Below are 16,553 nucleotides of genomic sequence, written 5' to 3'. Positions count from 1 at the left end.
GGGAGAGGGCGATAAACGAATGAGAAAAAAGTTAATGTATACCACGATGCAACTGGACGGTCGTCCATGGGTGTTGCTCGCTACAGAACAGGGATTGTGCCGAGTGGTCATGCCCAACGAAACACTGGAGGACTGGAACGGCTGGATGCAGAAAGTTGCACCTGGCGTGGAATTGGAAGAGAATGAGCATGCGCTGAAACAAACAGGCATGATGGATTGGTTACAGTCCTATTTTGCAGGGGAACCGATGGCTTATACCGATGAAATTCCACTGGACTTGATCGGAACGAACTTCCAGCAGGAGGTATGGAGAGAACTGGGCCGCGTCCCCTACGGTGAAATTCGGACCTATGGTGACATTGCCGCATCGATTGGAAGACCTTCGGCTGTGCGAGCGGTTGGGGCTGCAAATGGAGCCAATCCGATTCCGGTTCTGTTACCATGCCACCGTATTATTGGGGCTAATCGCAAGCTGACCGGGTTCCGTGGAGGGTTGGAGATGAAGCGCAGACTGCTGGATATCGAACAGATTGAAGGCGTGACCGATGGAGGGCATGCACGGTTTTATTTTTAATATATTCACGTAATTAAGGAGAATAAGGTGAGTGGACAGGACAGGCACGTATTGTGCCTGTTTTTTGGCATGAATCAAGGTAGAGTAATACAAACGTTCCGCATATGGAACACCAACGTTTTACGTATTTTTGCCCTGTGAAACCGTATGGTAACATGGATCATAGATCATAGATCAATCGGTATCCGGGGGACGTAATGCCGGGTAAGAAAAGAGGGATGACATAATGAAGCAGGCCTATTGGTTAACCAATGTGACTTTGGAACAGCGTTATGTTTGGGAAGGGGAACAGGTGACAGGGACACGGACAAGCCTCGCTCATCTGCGGATTGAAGATGGACGGATTGCGGCGATTGTGGAAGGAAGCAACCCGCTGTCTAACGATCTGCCACAAGTAGATGGCAAGGGACTTTTATTGCTGCCTTCGTTCGAGGAGGCACATATTCATCTGGATAAAACCTACTACGATGGACCATGGACAGCCGTCAAACGGATCTCCAGTATTTTCGAACGTATTGAAGAAGAGAAGGTTCTGTTGCCCAAGCTGCTACCAGATGCCAAGCGTCAAGCGGAGAGTATTCTAACCTTGATTCAGGGGTACGGCTCCACCCATGTACGTAGTCATTGCAATATCGAACCCGTCAGTGGATTGAAAAGACTGGAAGCAACGCGGCAGGCTCTGGAATCATTTTCGGGCAAAATCTCTTCGGAGATTGTAGCTTTCCCGCAGCATGGACTGCTTCGCTCCCATTCAGTGGAGCTTATGGGCCAAGCGATGCAGGAAGGTGCAACGCATGTGGGTGGACTCGATCCCCATACTGTGGACGAAGACATCGAGAAATCACTGAATGCCATGGTCGAACTGGCTGTTCAGCATCAGGCGGGCATCGATATTCATCTGCATGATGGCGGGCAGGCCGGCAAACAAACGTTGCTAGAACTTGCGAGTCTGACCGAAGCAGCAGGGCTTCAGGGTAAAGTTACGGTAAGTCATGCGTTCTGGTTCGCTCGCGCGGAGCAGCAGGAAGCGGAAGATATGGCGCAGCGAATGGCTTCGCTCGGGATGAGCATTGCTTCCACGGTGCCTATTGGCAGAACGATGATGCCTCTTCCCATGCTCCATCGTATGGGCGTGAACGTGAAGCTGGCCACAGACAGCCTGACGGATCATTGGTCTCCTTTTGGCAGTGGAGATCTGCTTGAGAAAGCGGGACGTTTCGCAGAACTGTACGGATATAGTGATGAATTGTCCTTGTCTCAATCTTTGGCGTTCGTAACAGGCGGTGTGACACCGCTGGATTCACAAGGGGAATACGTATGGCCGAAGGTGGGGGACACAGCAAGTTTTGTATTGGTCCATGCAAGTTGTTCGGCGGAAGCCGTTGCGCGGCGATCTGCGCGGCAGGCCGTATGGTACAAGGGACAATTGGTGAGCGGATCGACATCGGATTGAGAAAAATAGAGCGGGTGCAACCACGGGAAACCGTGGTTTTTTGGCATGGGAAAAAAAGAGGAAGGAACTGTTCGCAACTACCACATTTTGGGTTATGATGGACGTAGTTAATGAAGGGAGCAAAACGAATGAAGATTGAATATGCAACGGAAGCTGATTTCGACTATATCATGGATCGAGATCGGCATATCCATCAGGCACTTGTGAAAACGAAGATTCATGAAAAAGAAATATTCATCCTCTGGAACGAGGACGAGGGATCAAGAATTGGATGGATGAGGTACGGTTACTTTTGGGACAACCTTCCCTTTATGAATATGATCTGGATTGATGAGCCCTATCGAAACGGCGGAATTGGCAAAAAAGTGGTGCATCACTGGGAAAATCTAATGAAGCAACAAGGCTTCGATACCGTAATGACTTCAACGCAGTCAGACGAACATGCCCAACATTTCTATCGAAAGCTGGGGTATGTTGACGCAGGGGCTCTGTTGCTGGATACACAACCTTTGGAGATTATATTGATCAAGAAAATCTAGTGATAAGCTTCAAGGAGAGAGGATGGTAGGTATGGAGCAAGTGAAGTTACAACCTATAACCAAAGATAATGAACTCGAGTGCATGCACCTTAAACCAAGGGAAGATCAGCTGGATTTGGTAGCTAGCAATGCGGATTCATTGATTCATGCGACAAAGGAAATTACGTCCAAACCATATGGCATTTTCGCAGAGGATCAGATGGTCGGTTTTATTTTATTTGATAATGAGGTCTACAATGACGGGTATTATTGGATTCTGCGCTTCATGATTGATGAGAAGTATCAGGGGAAGGGCTACGGTAAACTTGCTATTCAAGAAGTGATTCGTATGTTGCAAGATAGAAGTGATTGCCAGCAAATCAGGGTATCCCATGTTCCTCATAACATCGCGGCTAATGCGCTGTATAAGCGTTGCGGATTTCAGGACACGGGTGAATTCGAGGACAACGGGGATATCATTTTAAGTTATCAAGTGAGGTAACAGGGAGGGGGAGCTTGATGATAAGAGAGGCAGAAGCTAGGGATGCAGAGGTTATCGAGAGACTGTATAAAGAATTATTGCCGAACAACTTAAATACAAAGGTACTGGCAGAACGGATTGAAGAAGTTCGGAATAACCCGAATAGTTTCTTGTTCGTATATGAACTGGGTAATCAGGTGATCGGCACGGCTCATTTACATATTTGTTTGGATGCTTTGGTGGAAAATAGACCATTCGGCGTCGTTGAGCGGGTTATCATTAGGGAACATGTGCAGAGCAAGGGATATGGATCTGAATTGATGAAATATGTGGAAAACATATGTGTACAGAAAAATTGTATGAAGGTATTTCTTACCAGTGGATCATCCAGACATGAAGCACATCACTTTTATACGAAATTGGGGTACGACGGAGAATCCAGCAAGGCATTTAAAAAGTATTTATAACGTATAACATCATCAAGGAAAAGGACGTAGAAGCAAAGAAATGAAAGATAACAAACATCCGGTGCAAGATCCCCGATTCATCGTTACCTTGCTTGTGGCTACTTGTTGTTGTTTAGGTGTTGTGATGTATTTACGGGCCCAAACAGATAGGAATATGTATCGCTTTTTAAGTTGGGATATGCTCCTGGCATGGGTGCCATTCATTATCTCATCCTGCATTAGATACATATTTCATAAGAAAGTAACCACAACGAGTGTTATATGTATGTGGTTGATGTGTGCAGTTTGGCTCTTTTTTCTGCCCAATGCGGCCTACCTTTTTACAGAGATCCTGCACTCATTCCGGTATTTTGATGCTCAAGGGGAGGTCAGATTTTGGGTTAATATTGATTTTTGGTATGGACTCACCCTGACGTTTGCCGTAGCGATCATCGGATTGCTGCTCTCGACATGTTCGATCATTCAAATCCAAGGCATGTTAAATAAATTAATAAATAAGTACATTAGCATGATAATTGTAGGCGTTATTTTGCTATTGAGCAGTATAGGGGTCTACATTGGCAGATTTAATCGTTGGAATTCATGGGATGTATTATCCAGACCGGGAAAGATCTTTGTGGATCTTGTGAATGATTTCAATGCAGCGAACAGCATGATGGTTGAATTTGTCGCTATTGTATTTACGGTTCAACTTTTTGGATACGTTATCGTATCTTTGCTAACCTCAAGGTCGAGCAGTTAATTCCCATTGGAAAGGGCAAAGGATCTGAAATGATGAAATCAATAACACAGGAAATTACGGAAGAATTATTAATGGCAATGGATATGTACAAGAGAATTGCGCGGCAATTGATCGACCAACTGATATTGGAAACCGATCAGCCTGATCGCGAGGAAATCCTCGCAGGGGCGTATCATCTGCTGTCCAATGCGGATGTAATCCATGGTGAAGAAAAATTAACAGGAAATTGGTATTTTGATGTCCACGGCGAGCACTGTATGTTCAAGAATACAGAAACGGGCCAGACATTGGAGGTTTTCCTTGGTAGTCCAGCGGATGTGGGTAACATGGACCCCTACTTCTTTTACAATTTTATCAAAACAACGCCAGAGCTTGCCCACCTGACTTCGTATTTCGAGAATGCGTTTAAGGACATGTTGGATTTCTTTGAACGTTTGGAAGCGGAGCATTTGTTAATTCATGTTCACGGGGTGGCATATAGAAAGGTTCTTTAATTGCTGTACATGTAATTAGAATTGAGGAGGGATGACATATGAGTTTAACGGAATGGTCCATAGATATACTTCAATATGATCTGTCGGATGAATATTCGATTCGCAGAGCTGATTTTGCCGAATGGGGATTATTTTGCACGGTTTATTATGATATGCGGTATGTCGGATTTTTCAGAGAAGAGGAGTTTAGTTCTTCCAAGATCAGTGCGTACTGGATTTACAAGGGGGAAAGCAAAATAGGTGGCGTGAGAATGGAGCCTAACCGGATGTATCATTTGTTTTTTATCCCGCCATTCCAGCAGTGCTTTGAGGTATTGAAACTGCTGAAGCATACATTAGTACAGTGGTCGGATCGCACGAAACGAATTCTGACCTTTGAGATTCTTCCAGACCAAGTCGATCTATACGCAAGAGCCGGATTCTGGCCAGTGGAGTTCAGATGTCGCTGGATGCAGCGGCCTACAGATCATTTTGACATCGAATGGGACAGCCGGGTAACCGTGAAGAGTCCAGAGATTATTGTAAGTGAAATCGGCACCAGAACATATGTAAATGAAGATGAAATTGCCCAATGTGACCTGGAGAGTTTTGCAGGAAGTCTTGAAGCTACACGAAGAAAACATACCACTCTTGCAGATTTTATCCCTAGTGATGACCCTAATTATACGAATGAGATCCTAACTCAGGCCTCTACACTTGTATACGATAAGGAGACGGGGCAGCTTATTGCCAACTGTCGTCTTTGTCTGCAGGATAATCAGGCTGCCGTATATAGTATAGGGGTTCGACCGACGTATAGAGGCAGAGGGCTTGCTACACTGATGTTACAAAGAGCTTTGAATGAGCTTAAGGGTAAATATCCTGTTCTGCGATTGTATGTGATGCAAGGAAATGATGCGGAGTCCGTGTATCTGAATCTGGGCTTTATTCCGGGAGTACAGGAGATTCAGACGATGTACATTCCAGAGGAGGAGTCTCAATGAAGGTGGCCATCTTAACCGATATTCATGGCAATGTTCCTGCGCTTCAAGCGGTATTGGCTGATATGGATTCCAGAGGAGACATAGAGCATACATTTTGTTTGGGAGATATGATCGGCATTGGCCCTTACTCTAATGAAGTGATTGAGATGTTGTACAGCCGCAAAAATATGATAGCGATTTCAGGGAATCACGAAGAGGCCGTATTGAGTTTGCTCCAAAATAAGGGACCATTAGAAGGGCACAAAGGCATGGCTGAACACCATGAATGGATAGGTCAACATCTAAATGCAGAGTCGATCAAGAGAATTCAGGCTCTACCAAAATTTGTTAAAAAAGAGGTCGAAGGACGTCAGTTCCTTTTGACTCACTATCATATGAGCAATGACAAGCTGGATGCCATCGATAAAGAATCATCTGGAACCAAATTGGACGCGAAGTATCAGGGGACGGCCCATGATTTGGTTTGTTTTGGTCATCATCACATTCTTCATTATTACAAGACAGATCAACGAATCTATATGAACCCGGGAGCTTTAGGCTGTAATGATCTTGCCATTGCCAGATACGGAGTCGTGGATCTCCAAGAGGGGAAGATTGATGTGAAATTCATTGGCGTTCCATATGACAACAGAGAGTATCTGCAGTCGTATGAACGGTTGAACGTTCCGGATCGAGCTTTTATATTGAAGGCATTTCACGGGAATCAGTTGGAAAGAGAAAATATAGAAGGTAGTCATCGTTCATAGCAATGTGCTGCTACTTTGGGAAGGAGAAATGCACATGGGAATGATCATTATGTTGGTAGTTTATCTGTTCCTCGGTATTTATGTTGTGAAAGTTGGAATGGATAATTCAAAAAATAGTCAGCACACAAAAGAAATATTATCAGAGTTAAGAGAAATAAAGGACTTATTGAAAGAGCGAAGGTAAAGGAGGGGGATGTGTATGATTTATGATTTACAAGGGGAAGCCAATATGGCACCTGTTGTGGGGATGTTATTATCCGCTGTAACAGAAAATAGCCAACGCCTTAAATCAATTACAGAAGGTATGTCGCAAGAAGAGGTAGATTACAGAGGGGAACACAACCAGTTTAATAGTACAGCTCAATTGATCCGACATATTACGTTCGTTGATATAAATTGGGTTTATAGAATAAAGGGAGCAGTCCTTCCTCAGCGTTTAATAGAGCAATATGGCCCTATGATCGATGCGAATAATAGACTCCCGCTGGTTCAAGGTGTGGCACGTGACACACTTATCTCTCAACATGAGAGTGTACTAACCCTTCTAAAAGAGACATGCGCACATTTAGCGGATGCTGATCTAGACCGAGTCGTTACTTTTGGACATCAGAACGAAAAGCAAGCTACGATCCGTTGGGGATTATGGCACATGGCTGACCATAACCGTTATCATCAAGCTCATATTAATCAATTGAGAAGGTGGTTCCAAACATAAACTGATACTAGTACGTTCTTTACCCATCCTCATCGACAGGTCATTCTTCTAATGTATTTGTGCAGAACCAAAGATCATCAAGTGAATCTTTCAGAAGAACATAGTGAATACAAGTGGGCAACCAGATCTGAATTATATCATTACCTGCCTTATGCAATTACTTCAGATCTGGAGAAATATAATGTTTTTGAGAAAATCAAGTTAATCGATTAGGTGAAAAAAATCAACCCAATACACGAATAACAATATCTTGATCGTGATTACCAAAACCGGCACCATAGATCGTTAATCCCCCAACGTTGGGGCTCTTCTCGTCAACTGTAAATCGAAGCGTCCAGAACGGCTCGTCCAGCTTAATATCTGCAAGTGTAATGTCAGACATCCGCTCTCCATCCATGTAAGTACCGGAGGTATCAATGCGGATGGTCTTCAATAATCCATACTGATTCACATTGCGATGCCACCATTCTGGCGTATACTTGCCGCGCGCTGCCCTGCCGAAGTCGGCAGGGCTCGTCCACGTTCCAAGCGCAACACCGTTAAAGGTGAATTGAATATCTGACAGCCAATGATCCCGTAATCCCGGGGCTTCAGATGCCAGTTCCATCGAGATCTCTATCGCATCTGTATTCTCGTCCGGAAGAACAAAATTAGATGTTTTATATTCAACATAACCTTTCCCAAACCACAAAATTGCAGCGTGTACCCGCTCAGGATCCAGGAAGTAGCGGGGATCGTCCCACACGCCAATCTCTTTCTCAAGTGTCCCTAGCCCACAAGTAGGCTGGATATCAAAAGCAGTATAGTGCCCGACGGATATCGTCTGCTCTCTGGTTCGTGAAGTCCGACTAGCGGATGGCAGCTCGATCTCAATCTGATTTTGCTTGAGGTAACATAACTTGTGTGTCCCTCCGTTGATCCGAACGCGTCTGCTCCCAATGAGCCCCGCATCCTCCAATTTACGAATGTGCATCGTGACAATGGAGGGGCTAAGCTCTAATGCTGCGGCAATATCCTTCACATTCATTTCACGATCTGCAATCATATCCATGATTCTCCATCTGACTTCGCTTGCCAGCGCCTCATATAAAGGAATGAACCGAGGCTCTCCATTTGCTTTGATCATCTGTACAACAACTCCCTACGCTCAATCTACTAAAATCACATATATATTAATTTAATGAAATTAGTCCGAAGATGCAATACAGATTCATTGCAAGTTAATCGCCAATAGTGTTTAATTTTTTTTAGTTGCTACGAAGTTGAATTCTTATATTTGTGAATTTTAAATAAGAGATGGAGTGGAGTAATGAGATACAATAACCCTGTTGTAAAAGGTTTCTATCCAGACCCTAGTGTGATTAAGGTGCACGACACGTACTACATGGTGTGCAGTTCTTTTCAATACTTTCCGGGCGTACCGCTCTTTGAAAGCAAGGATTTGCTGAATTGGAAGCAGATTGGTCATTGCCTCACTCGTAAAAGCCAAATTCAGTTGGACACCGTGAACAGTTCCGGCGGGGTATTTGCCCCCACCATTAGGTACAATAACGGACGATTTTATATGGTGACAACCAACGATACGACGCATCAGAATTTTTATGTATGGACAGACGATATCTACGGAGAGTGGTCTGAACCTATCTATGTGGATCAAGGTGGAATTGATCCGGATTTGTATTTTGAAGATGAAAAGACCTTGTTTATGAGTAACGGGGTTGATGATCAAGGCGTTGGAGGAATTGTCCAGTGTGAGATTGAAATTGAAACTGGCCGGCAATTGACGCCAGGTCGGACCATCTGGAACGGAACAGGTGGACGATATCTGGAAAGTCCGCATCTGTATAAAATGAACGGCTACTATTATCTGCTTGCAGCCGAAGGTGGCACCGAATATGGGCATATGGTTACTTACGCTCGGGGCATTTCTTCTTCAGGTCCATTCGAGGCTTATGAGCACAATCCGGTTCTAACCAATCGCAATCTGGGCGGTTATGAGCTCCAGGGTGTGGGGCATGGTGATCTGGTTCAGGATGATCGGGGGAACTGGTGGCTCTTTCACCTGGGATTCCGACAGATTGGCAGATGGGCTACGTACCATCATCTGGGCCGAGAAGTATTTCTGACTCCAATTACGTTTGGTGAAGACGGATGGTTTACAGCCGGGAATGAAGGTACAACACTGACGAGTTTTGAGACTAAACGTATCCCGGACACAGTGATCCAGCAGGATAAGAAGCATTATACGTTTGAAAATACCGACTGGAATCTCGATTGGTGTTACCTTCGTCATCCGAATACAGAGCATTATCAGCTTGAATGTGACAAGCTTACGCTAACAGGAACCGATGTAACGCTGGACATTCCGGCATCTCCGACGTTCATCGGGTTACGCCAGAAAGACTTTAATGCCACGATTTCAGTCGATGTTAGTCTAACCAGTGGAGAAGCAGGTATCACCATTTATATGGATGAGAATCATCATTATGAAGTAGCAATTCGTGATGAGCAGGACGGCTATAAGGTGATCGAGCGTCTGAATATCGGGGATATCAAATCGATAGCACATGAAGTGGATCTGGAAAATAAACAGCATGCAACGCTGGTCATTCGCTCAAGCCATGACCGATATAGCTTCCTGTTTCAAGTAGAGGATGAAGAGATTCTGCTAGGCACGGCACAGACGAGATACCTATCCTCGGAAGTGGCTGGAGGTTTTACAGGCGTACTTATTGGATTGTACGCGACAGGTGAAGATGCTTCGGCTGAGTTTACCAATTTCAAGTGTGAATACCATTAAGAAGTGAAGAGGAGGGCCCTAGGGTCCTTCTCTTTTTTTAAATTTGTGTCAAAATATAGAAATAGATCTATTAATAAATGCCAATAGAAGAGAGGTATGTAAACATGGAAGTACATTATAAAATGCCAGAATCCTTAGAAGGCATCGTTCGAATAGATAAAGAATTACGTAAAAAACATGATGGAACCCTTCAAGATTATATGGGTTTTTATATTAGTTTTAACAATGACGATGATAGATACTATTGTACGCCAGATGATGCCATCATATTTGGAAGAACAGGGGCAGATGGTGACCATTTTGCTTTTTTTACGTTTAATAGATCCATTAGTGATTTGGAAGAAGCTCCAGTTATCTTTATCCAACCTACGGCGTTTGGTAATCAAGTAACTTTAGTGGCCAGAAACTTTAAGGATTTTGTAGCATTATTTATTAATCTTAAGGAAATATATATTTTGGAAAGATTTCAATTTTATAAGCATAAATCAGATTTTATAAACGACTATAATGATAACTATTTGAAAGATATAAGGATGAGAGAGTGTGATAATAATCTAATTATTAAACTGCTAAAAGAGAATATTACAGGTATAGCAGAAATTGATGATGTGTACGAATACATGATTGAATCCAGGAAACAAATCGAACTGGGGATAAACAATGATGATTTTGCATGATCTCTATATGGCATCACTAAATAATCTAACTGTAACAAAAAGTTGAAAGAACGTGTTATTTAATTATATAGCTTGATTGGATAACGAAGGAGGCGTTGTATGGAGGATCAATGGAGAATTGCAAAGTATGATCCGGCATGGCGTGATTTGTTTCTGGAAACGGGTTCGATATTAAGAGCAGCGTTAGGCGAAAAGGCTGTGCGGATTGATCATGTAGGGTCCACTTCAATTGTCGGGATAGACGCTAAACCCATTATCGATATACAGATATCTGTTTCCAATGTTGAAAATCTGTTGGACTACAAGCGTGAGATCGAAACCGTCGGATTTGTATTCAGAGCAGAAAATCCGGATCAGACTAAACGTTACTTTCGTGAAGAACCTGGAAGCAGAAGGATACATATACACGTTAGACATGCAGGCAGTTTCTCCGAGCAGATGACCTTGCTGTTCAGAGACTATTTAAGGGAGCATCCAGAAGATTGTCTGGAATATGCGGAAGAAAAGCACAGACTCATGTCATTGTATAAAGATCAGCGTCCCAAGTATGTTGAAGGAAAAGCACCAACGGTGTGGAGCATATTACAGAGAGCGCATAATTGGTCTCAAGAAATTGGATGGCAACCGGCAAAATCTGATGCATAATGATATCCAATGAGCACATCCAATGAATCGAGATAACCCTATTGGAGTGATGAGATGAACATGGGAAGAAAGCTGTTAACAACTGTTCTAACCATCATTTGTTTTACTTTGGCTGCAAGCCTCATATCAATGAATGAATCCTACAGTTTTGATTTTTACATGATTATGTATCTGGTATACGCAACTCCACTGATCGTATTGATTGGGCTGCCTTTATCGATATTGCTGGACGATCTGCTCTGCCGAATACAATTCGTTAATCATATGTTGTATCTAAGTACGAGGATATTGGGTTATGCATTTGCTGGAGTTCTAGGGATGTATATCTATTATGTGCTCATGGGAGCAGGAGAAGAAATACTGAATTTCAAAGAGACGTTAGTTCTGACCTTATTGGGTGTTTTTGCTGCTATTTTATTTGTACTGATTGATATGGGATTGGAAGTTTGGTTAAAGATGCGAAGCAGAAAGAGTTGAATTAAACTGATTCGTCAGGAGGAGAGGTATTGGCAATTAACAAAAGAATAATGAATCTATCAGCCTGGCTTGCTGTATTAGCCATCATATGTATTCCTGGAACTTTATATACAGATGATGGACCGCTCCGAACGGAGTATGGTTTTCCGATCCGATTCTTTACAGATTATCATGATGCTAACTCGGACGGAACAATCTGGTTTATATCTGGCATCTCTTTAAATGTACTTCTATATTTGTTCAATGTCCTGTTTATTTATGCAGGTATTCATGTAATCTTGTATATTAAAAAGAGATTAACTAGAACGTAAAGATGGGGTGATGACGATGAAACAACTTCCAGTAGAATGGAACTCAGACAGGCTCATGATTTCAGATGTGAAAGAGTCCGATATTCCTGAACTTCAGTCGATTTATGATACCAGTCGATACATGCATCAATGGGATGGACGAGAGCATGATCTGGATTATGTGAAAAAATGTGTTCATGAAGGCCACCTTCCTCCAGAAGGGAGAATGGAGAACTATCGAATTCAATCCATTCGTACAGCTGAGGATGATCGCAACATTGGTTTGTTAAGTGTGTACCACGGTTATCCTTCTGACGATTCGCTATATCTTGAGTTTCTGTATATTCAGAGTGAAATCCAGAAGCAGGGATATGGACAAGAATTAATTCAGGCACTGACTTTCCATTGTTCCGAGCTAAGTTACAAGGAAATTCGAATTAACGTCGCGCTCAAAAATTGGCCTGCTTTACGCTTCTGGATCAAATCCGGATTCAATCAGATCAGCGGAATTTATGGAGATTTTGAACATTCTAATGATACCTTTGCCAATACAGAATTGATCAAATCTCTCTGAAAACATAGCCGATAAAGGGGAATATACCAATGGAAACTTTCTTTCGTTACAACTGGATCGTGCGTGAGCAATGGTATGCCTGGTGTGAAGATGTACCGCTTGAAGAATTGCTTCGGCCTCGTACGGGCGGAGTAGGTAACATATTACAAACGTTGTTTCATATCATTGATGTAGAGTGGAGCTGGCTTCAGTTGCTTCAGGGTAAACCGGATGATGCCGAAAATTTTGCAAATTACCAGAACCTTGAGGCGGTAAGACAATTGGATCGCAGATTACGTCCGGATGTGGAGGCATTTGTTACAGCATGGGAGCCGAGTATGGAAAAAAGAGCTTATATTGATCATCGCTCAGGTGGCAATGTCGCTACAGATTCATGGGGAGAAGTCATGCGACATGTGATCGCCCATGAGATTCACCATATGGGACAGCTATCGGTATGGGCCAGAGAATTGGGCAAGCAGCCAGTATCCGCCAATGTCATTGGCAAAGGACTTATTCTACCTGACTAAATGAGAGATCGGCAGGACATGGCAGGACATGGAAGGATGGAGGGTAACAATGATTACCGGACTCAGCCAGATAGATTGGATACAACTGCATGATCGTGTCCAGCGGGTGATTGAACAGGAGGTTCAGATCATTCCCTTGTCACCTGGACTGGAAGCGAGTGTAATGAGAATTGAAATGGGTGGTCAGCGGTACGTATTGAAGGTCTGGGACAAGGATTCCAAGCCGGATATCGCCAAACAATATCAATTATTATCCAAGCTTTATCATAGTGGAGTTGGTGTTTCCAAACCCTGCGGTTGGGGTGTAGACGACCAACAGAATCAGGTGCTGTTAACAAGCTATGATGGAGAGCCTATTACCCAATTAACCCAAACCAAACTGACACGGTTGGCTGAGCGATTAATGGAGGTTCATCGTTATCCGGTGAATAGAGTGGGTGCTGGAGAAGATGAAGAATACATATCCAAGTATGATTTTGTTGAATACTTTTTTCCTCAGATTGAGTCGCATGGAGATATACAAAATCTTCTAGCAAACCTGACACAGCATGGCCAGATCAGACAGGAATGTCTGATTCATGGTGATTATAATCTGGGAAACATTCTTGAAATGGACGGTCATTACACCATCATCGATTGGACCAATGGGCAGTATGGTGATCCAAGGTACGATATGGCATGGTCTGTTTTTCTCATCACCATCTATAATGGGGGAAGTTACGGCGAGATGTATCGGGCTGCATTTGCATGTTCTGCAAGCTACAACACGTATACGCAGGAAGAGGGGCAGGTCTTTGAAGCCATGGCATGCCTGCGCTGGATTCTGTTAAAACGTGTTGGGGATGTACCCATGGGGCCGGATGTCATGCAAAGGGTTCACAGCATAGCTGTACATAATCCATATTTGAATGAACACCTGCTGTAATCCTAGTCACGGAATATCAACGACGACAGGATACGATTGAATGAGAGTAAGACCACATGTGTGTGAATAAAATAAACAGCCTGTCCTAAATTAGCGATCCTCGCATACCTATGTTAATAGAGGAGCGTGATCGATATGGAGCAGAAAGTTCAATCCTATTTTGAATTGAAGCAGCAGCAAAAAGATATTGAGCAACAGTTGTCTGTGCTACGAGACGAGATTGTTGCGTATTGTGCAGAACAAGGAGTCTATGAGACGCAGGTTGGTGGTTACACCGTGAAAACAGTGCTTCAGAACCGCAAAGAATATGATGATCAGAAGCTGTATGCTTCTCTTCCGGACCCTGACATCTGGCGATTGTTGTCCAAGGTAGACAGCCATAAGCTGAAAAGTCTCATCAAGCTGAACATTCTGTCCGAGGAGCAAATTAACCCGGCATGCACAGTGAAACAAGTCACCTTATTACAGGTGGACAAGCTATAATGCTTCATACTATCTTCGTATATGAGTTGAATTAACCGAACATGACAATCACATGGCACCTTCCACGAAATAGTTTTGTTGTTGCAATGAGCAGCGGAACGAATGTGGAGGTGTTTTTGTTTTCCGAACAGGGCGTAAGATTCATAAATAGTTAAATATGAGGGGGAAGAAGTATAATTTGTTCATTGTAAGCGCATTCAACAAAAGATATGATGGATAAAAATGGGTAGGGGGAATTGTAAATGTCGACGGAAATTCCATCATTACATGCTGCTTATGCCAACAAGTTCAAAATAGGTGCTGCTGTACATACAGGCATGTTGCAGTCCGAAGGGGAATTTATCGCGAAACACTTCAATAGCATCACGGCAGAGAATCAGATGAAATTCGGAGAAATTCACCCGGAAGAAAATCGTTATGTGTTCGATGCGGCAGATGCAATTGTTGATTTTGCTGTTGCTCAAGGAATGGGGGTTCGCGGACATACCCTTGTCTGGCACAATCAGACATCGAAATGGGTTTTCGAGGATAGCTCAGGTGCTCCCGTGTCCAGAGAACTATTATTATCTCGCTTGAAGCAACATATTGATACAGTGGTAGGACGGTATAAGGGGCAAATATATGCATGGGATGTCGTCAATGAAGCGATTGAAGATAAGACCGATCTCTTCATGCGGGACACAAAGTGGCTGCAACTCGTGGGAGAAGACTATCTGCAGCAAGCATTCAGCATGGCTCATGAAGCAGATCCCAATGCCCTTCTTTTCTATAATGACTACAATGAGACCGATCCGGTCAAACGGGAGAAAATATACAATTTGGTTCGGTCTTTGCTGGATAAGGGAGCGCCTGTACATGGAATCGGTATGCAGGGGCACTGGAATATTCATGGTCCTTCAATTGAGGAGATCCGAATGGCGATTGAGCGTTATGCTTCACTGGATGTACAGTTGCATGTTACGGAGCTGGATATGTCGGTGTTTCGTCATGAGGATCGTCGAACCGATCTTACTGCGCCCACTCCGGAAATGGCCGAGTTGCAGGAGCGTCGATATGAAGAAATCTTCGATCTGTTCCGAGAATATAAAACATCCATTACCTCAGTGACTTTCTGGGGGGTAGCGGACAATTACACCTGGTTGGATCATTTCCCGGTACGTGGACGTAAGAATTGGCCTTTTGTATTTGATCAACAGTTGCAGCCAAAGGAATCATTTTGGCGTATAATTAAAGATAACGAGAGTTAAAAAAATCAGAGTATGATTCAAATTTCTGATCGAAATGAGATGAGTGTATGGATTCCATCCGTAACTACCTGATGACATTTGCAGGGAACTTGGTGGTAGCCTATTATATTTTTGAGGAGGGCACACTGGCCAAGCCGATGATGTTTGCCACACTCATGATGTTACTGATCATGTTGATCGATTACGTGAAAAGCAGGAACACATATTCACTGGAGTAGCATATTCGATGAGCTTAAGCGATCCTGTGACACAGGGTCGTTTTTTTTTATGAAAAGAAAAATGAATGTTAGGCTGATAACAGGGAGGCCGTGATTTGTTACGGAAACAATTCAAACAATGGGTTGAACAACAGGCAGATGGCCTGAAGTCTCTTCACATATCCACGGAACAGAGAGAGCATTCCGTTCATGATGACCACATCATTCCCGATCCTTCTACCGGATTCGTACATGAATCGGGGTGTGCCATCGGTCAGGTAACGGTTTGGGAGTCCGGACAAATGGAATATGAGGTCATTCACATTGAGACGGAAATGCTGATATTGTGGAAGTACATTGAACGGATCGATGAGAAAGAACCTGATTTTGCTGAACTTCTTACAACTTATTTTCAAGTGGTACAGTCTGGACAAAAGCCTTGACCGGGATTGACTAGGTTCTCCCTGCAATGATTCGGACAACAGCTTCCATTTACATCAGGACCATTGTTCATTACACTTGATGAGTAAGACCTCATTAACTCAATTAAGATCAT

At 43.4% G+C, this 16,553-nt stretch carries 23 protein-coding genes; 22 read left to right on the top strand and 1 reads right to left on the bottom strand.

All coding sequences use genetic code 11. From position 1 onward, the window contains the following. Positions 1 to 19: 19 nt before the first annotated feature. The 11 genes from NLBNIHML_RS09970 to NLBNIHML_RS09920 all read left to right on the top strand — a co-directional run bounded on the left by NLBNIHML_RS09970 (position 20) and on the right by NLBNIHML_RS09920 (position 7,173). Positions 20 to 574 (top strand): methylated-DNA--[protein]-cysteine S-methyltransferase, encoded by a 555-nt coding sequence (locus tag NLBNIHML_RS09970; RefSeq protein WP_339236790.1) that lies wholly within the window; start codon positions 20 to 22, stop codon positions 572 to 574. A gap of 226 nt (positions 575 to 800) precedes the next feature. Next, the gene (locus NLBNIHML_RS09965; protein WP_339256872.1) at positions 801 to 2,027 is read left to right on the top strand and encodes an amidohydrolase; all 1,227 of its coding nucleotides are present in this window, start codon (positions 801 to 803) and stop codon (positions 2,025 to 2,027) included. 128 nt (positions 2,028 to 2,155) lie between these two features. Further along, entirely contained in the window at positions 2,156 to 2,566 is a 411-nt protein-coding gene (locus tag NLBNIHML_RS09960) for a GNAT family N-acetyltransferase (protein WP_339256870.1), read from the top strand. 31 nt (positions 2,567 to 2,597) lie between these two features. Continuing rightward, the gene (locus NLBNIHML_RS09955; protein ID WP_339236783.1) at positions 2,598 to 3,047 is read left to right on the top strand and encodes a GNAT family N-acetyltransferase; all 450 of its coding nucleotides are present in this window, start codon (positions 2,598 to 2,600) and stop codon (positions 3,045 to 3,047) included. Between the two features lie 17 nt (positions 3,048 to 3,064). After that, the gene (locus tag NLBNIHML_RS09950; RefSeq protein WP_494354300.1) at positions 3,065 to 3,493 is read left to right on the top strand and encodes a GNAT family N-acetyltransferase; all 429 of its coding nucleotides are present in this window, start codon (positions 3,065 to 3,067) and stop codon (positions 3,491 to 3,493) included. A 40-nt stretch (positions 3,494 to 3,533) separates the two neighbouring features. Next, complete coding sequence (locus NLBNIHML_RS09945; RefSeq protein ID WP_339236779.1) at positions 3,534 to 4,235, top strand: DUF1361 domain-containing protein; 702 nt, start codon at positions 3,534 to 3,536, stop codon at positions 4,233 to 4,235. A gap of 29 nt (positions 4,236 to 4,264) precedes the next feature. Further along, positions 4,265 to 4,729, top strand: a complete 465-nt coding sequence (locus NLBNIHML_RS09940; protein WP_339256866.1) for a DUF6896 domain-containing protein — start codon at positions 4,265 to 4,267, stop codon at positions 4,727 to 4,729. A 38-nt stretch (positions 4,730 to 4,767) separates the two neighbouring features. Next, positions 4,768 to 5,712, top strand: coding sequence for a GNAT family N-acetyltransferase (locus tag NLBNIHML_RS09935; RefSeq protein ID WP_339256864.1), 945 nt, complete (start codon positions 4,768 to 4,770; stop codon positions 5,710 to 5,712). Then, positions 5,709 to 6,458 carry a metallophosphoesterase family protein gene (locus NLBNIHML_RS09930; protein WP_494354299.1) on the top strand — a complete coding sequence of 250 codons (750 nt, stop codon included), beginning with the start codon at positions 5,709 to 5,711 and terminating at the stop codon, positions 6,456 to 6,458. The genes NLBNIHML_RS09935 and NLBNIHML_RS09930 overlap by 4 nt, the downstream gene beginning before the upstream one ends. 34 nt (positions 6,459 to 6,492) lie before the next feature. Further along, positions 6,493 to 6,642: a hypothetical protein gene (locus NLBNIHML_RS09925; protein WP_339236771.1), complete on the top strand. Its 150-nt coding sequence runs from the start codon at positions 6,493 to 6,495 to the stop codon at positions 6,640 to 6,642. A 15-nt stretch (positions 6,643 to 6,657) separates the two neighbouring features. Further along, positions 6,658 to 7,173, top strand: coding sequence for a DinB family protein (locus NLBNIHML_RS09920; protein ID WP_339236769.1), 516 nt, complete (start codon positions 6,658 to 6,660; stop codon positions 7,171 to 7,173). Positions 7,174 to 7,396: 223 nt separating this feature from the next. Here the strand turns inward: NLBNIHML_RS09920 and NLBNIHML_RS09915 are convergent, their stop codons facing one another. Continuing rightward, complete coding sequence (locus NLBNIHML_RS09915; protein WP_342570821.1) at positions 7,397 to 8,299, bottom strand: ArsR/SmtB family transcription factor; 903 nt, start codon at positions 8,297 to 8,299, stop codon at positions 7,397 to 7,399. A 183-nt stretch (positions 8,300 to 8,482) separates the two neighbouring features. On the opposite strand from NLBNIHML_RS09915, the gene NLBNIHML_RS09910 reads away from it, so the two are divergent. From NLBNIHML_RS09910 to NLBNIHML_RS09860, 11 genes are all read left to right on the top strand, one after another. Then, positions 8,483 to 9,973: a glycoside hydrolase family 43 protein gene (locus NLBNIHML_RS09910; RefSeq protein WP_472476708.1), complete on the top strand. Its 1,491-nt coding sequence runs from the start codon at positions 8,483 to 8,485 to the stop codon at positions 9,971 to 9,973. A 104-nt stretch (positions 9,974 to 10,077) separates the two neighbouring features. Further along, complete coding sequence (locus NLBNIHML_RS09905) at positions 10,078 to 10,650, top strand: hypothetical protein (protein ID WP_339256853.1); 573 nt, start codon at positions 10,078 to 10,080, stop codon at positions 10,648 to 10,650. Between the two features lie 99 nt (positions 10,651 to 10,749). Continuing rightward, positions 10,750 to 11,295, top strand: coding sequence for a GrpB family protein (locus NLBNIHML_RS09900; RefSeq protein ID WP_494354298.1), 546 nt, complete (start codon positions 10,750 to 10,752; stop codon positions 11,293 to 11,295). Between the two features lie 54 nt (positions 11,296 to 11,349). Further along, positions 11,350 to 11,772: a hypothetical protein gene (locus NLBNIHML_RS09895; RefSeq protein ID WP_494354297.1), complete on the top strand. Its 423-nt coding sequence runs from the start codon at positions 11,350 to 11,352 to the stop codon at positions 11,770 to 11,772. Positions 11,773 to 12,099: 327 nt separating this feature from the next. Continuing rightward, complete coding sequence (locus NLBNIHML_RS09890) at positions 12,100 to 12,636, top strand: GNAT family N-acetyltransferase (RefSeq protein ID WP_494354296.1); 537 nt, start codon at positions 12,100 to 12,102, stop codon at positions 12,634 to 12,636. A gap of 29 nt (positions 12,637 to 12,665) precedes the next feature. Beyond that, positions 12,666 to 13,145, top strand: a complete 480-nt coding sequence (locus NLBNIHML_RS09885; RefSeq protein WP_472476713.1) for a DinB family protein — start codon at positions 12,666 to 12,668, stop codon at positions 13,143 to 13,145. A gap of 49 nt (positions 13,146 to 13,194) precedes the next feature. Then, positions 13,195 to 14,070: an aminoglycoside phosphotransferase family protein gene (locus tag NLBNIHML_RS09880; protein ID WP_494354295.1), complete on the top strand. Its 876-nt coding sequence runs from the start codon at positions 13,195 to 13,197 to the stop codon at positions 14,068 to 14,070. A 135-nt stretch (positions 14,071 to 14,205) separates the two neighbouring features. After that, a complete protein-coding gene (locus NLBNIHML_RS09875) occupies positions 14,206 to 14,553 on the top strand; it encodes a hypothetical protein (protein WP_339256841.1) in 348 nt (115 codons plus the stop codon). A 242-nt stretch (positions 14,554 to 14,795) separates the two neighbouring features. Further along, the gene (locus NLBNIHML_RS09870; RefSeq protein ID WP_494354294.1) at positions 14,796 to 15,800 is read left to right on the top strand and encodes an endo-1,4-beta-xylanase; all 1,005 of its coding nucleotides are present in this window, start codon (positions 14,796 to 14,798) and stop codon (positions 15,798 to 15,800) included. Positions 15,801 to 15,847: 47 nt separating this feature from the next. Continuing rightward, positions 15,848 to 16,018, top strand: coding sequence for a hypothetical protein (locus tag NLBNIHML_RS09865; protein ID WP_494354293.1), 171 nt, complete (start codon positions 15,848 to 15,850; stop codon positions 16,016 to 16,018). A gap of 95 nt (positions 16,019 to 16,113) precedes the next feature. Next, complete coding sequence (locus tag NLBNIHML_RS09860) at positions 16,114 to 16,440, top strand: immunity protein TriTu family protein (RefSeq protein ID WP_472476716.1); 327 nt, start codon at positions 16,114 to 16,116, stop codon at positions 16,438 to 16,440. The last annotated feature ends 113 nt before the right edge of the window (positions 16,441 to 16,553 follow it).

The organism is Paenibacillus sp. JNU01, assembly GCF_059130585.1.
Note: the sequence above shows the minus strand (reverse complement) of the source record. Positions and strands in the feature narration are given on the sequence as shown.

What these genes read in the sequence shown, in the direction of transcription:
- NLBNIHML_RS09930 (WP_494354299.1), top strand. Translation starts at nt 5,709, where the DNA reads ATGAAGGTGGCCATCTTAACCGATATTCATGGCAATGTTCCTGCGCTT.
- NLBNIHML_RS09875 (WP_339256841.1), top strand. Translation starts at nt 14,206, where the DNA reads ATGGAGCAGAAAGTTCAATCCTATTTTGAATTGAAGCAGCAGCAAAAA.
- NLBNIHML_RS09890 (WP_494354296.1), top strand. Translation starts at nt 12,100, where the DNA reads ATGAAACAACTTCCAGTAGAATGGAACTCAGACAGGCTCATGATTTCA.
- NLBNIHML_RS09905 (WP_339256853.1), top strand. Translation starts at nt 10,078, where the DNA reads ATGGAAGTACATTATAAAATGCCAGAATCCTTAGAAGGCATCGTTCGA.
- NLBNIHML_RS09945 (WP_339236779.1), top strand. Translation starts at nt 3,534, where the DNA reads ATGAAAGATAACAAACATCCGGTGCAAGATCCCCGATTCATCGTTACC.
- NLBNIHML_RS09935 (WP_339256864.1), top strand. Translation starts at nt 4,768, where the DNA reads ATGAGTTTAACGGAATGGTCCATAGATATACTTCAATATGATCTGTCG.
- NLBNIHML_RS09960 (WP_339256870.1), top strand. Translation starts at nt 2,156, where the DNA reads ATGAAGATTGAATATGCAACGGAAGCTGATTTCGACTATATCATGGAT.
- NLBNIHML_RS09895 (WP_494354297.1), top strand. Translation starts at nt 11,350, where the DNA reads ATGAACATGGGAAGAAAGCTGTTAACAACTGTTCTAACCATCATTTGT.
- NLBNIHML_RS09870 (WP_494354294.1), top strand. Translation starts at nt 14,796, where the DNA reads ATGTCGACGGAAATTCCATCATTACATGCTGCTTATGCCAACAAGTTC.
- NLBNIHML_RS09955 (WP_339236783.1), top strand. Translation starts at nt 2,598, where the DNA reads ATGGAGCAAGTGAAGTTACAACCTATAACCAAAGATAATGAACTCGAG.
- NLBNIHML_RS09920 (WP_339236769.1), top strand. Translation starts at nt 6,658, where the DNA reads ATGATTTATGATTTACAAGGGGAAGCCAATATGGCACCTGTTGTGGGG.
- NLBNIHML_RS09900 (WP_494354298.1), top strand. Translation starts at nt 10,750, where the DNA reads ATGGAGGATCAATGGAGAATTGCAAAGTATGATCCGGCATGGCGTGAT.
- NLBNIHML_RS09970 (WP_339236790.1), top strand. Translation starts at nt 20, where the DNA reads ATGAGAAAAAAGTTAATGTATACCACGATGCAACTGGACGGTCGTCCA.
- NLBNIHML_RS09940 (WP_339256866.1), top strand. Translation starts at nt 4,265, where the DNA reads ATGATGAAATCAATAACACAGGAAATTACGGAAGAATTATTAATGGCA.
- NLBNIHML_RS09880 (WP_494354295.1), top strand. Translation starts at nt 13,195, where the DNA reads ATGATTACCGGACTCAGCCAGATAGATTGGATACAACTGCATGATCGT.
- NLBNIHML_RS09965 (WP_339256872.1), top strand. Translation starts at nt 801, where the DNA reads ATGAAGCAGGCCTATTGGTTAACCAATGTGACTTTGGAACAGCGTTAT.
- NLBNIHML_RS09925 (WP_339236771.1), top strand. Translation starts at nt 6,493, where the DNA reads ATGGGAATGATCATTATGTTGGTAGTTTATCTGTTCCTCGGTATTTAT.
- NLBNIHML_RS09885 (WP_472476713.1), top strand. Translation starts at nt 12,666, where the DNA reads ATGGAAACTTTCTTTCGTTACAACTGGATCGTGCGTGAGCAATGGTAT.
- NLBNIHML_RS09915 (WP_342570821.1), bottom strand. Translation starts at nt 8,299, where the DNA reads ATGATCAAAGCAAATGGAGAGCCTCGGTTCATTCCTTTATATGAGGCG.
- NLBNIHML_RS09865 (WP_494354293.1), top strand. Translation starts at nt 15,848, where the DNA reads ATGGATTCCATCCGTAACTACCTGATGACATTTGCAGGGAACTTGGTG.
- NLBNIHML_RS09950 (WP_494354300.1), top strand. Translation starts at nt 3,065, where the DNA reads ATGATAAGAGAGGCAGAAGCTAGGGATGCAGAGGTTATCGAGAGACTG.
- NLBNIHML_RS09910 (WP_472476708.1), top strand. Translation starts at nt 8,483, where the DNA reads ATGAGATACAATAACCCTGTTGTAAAAGGTTTCTATCCAGACCCTAGT.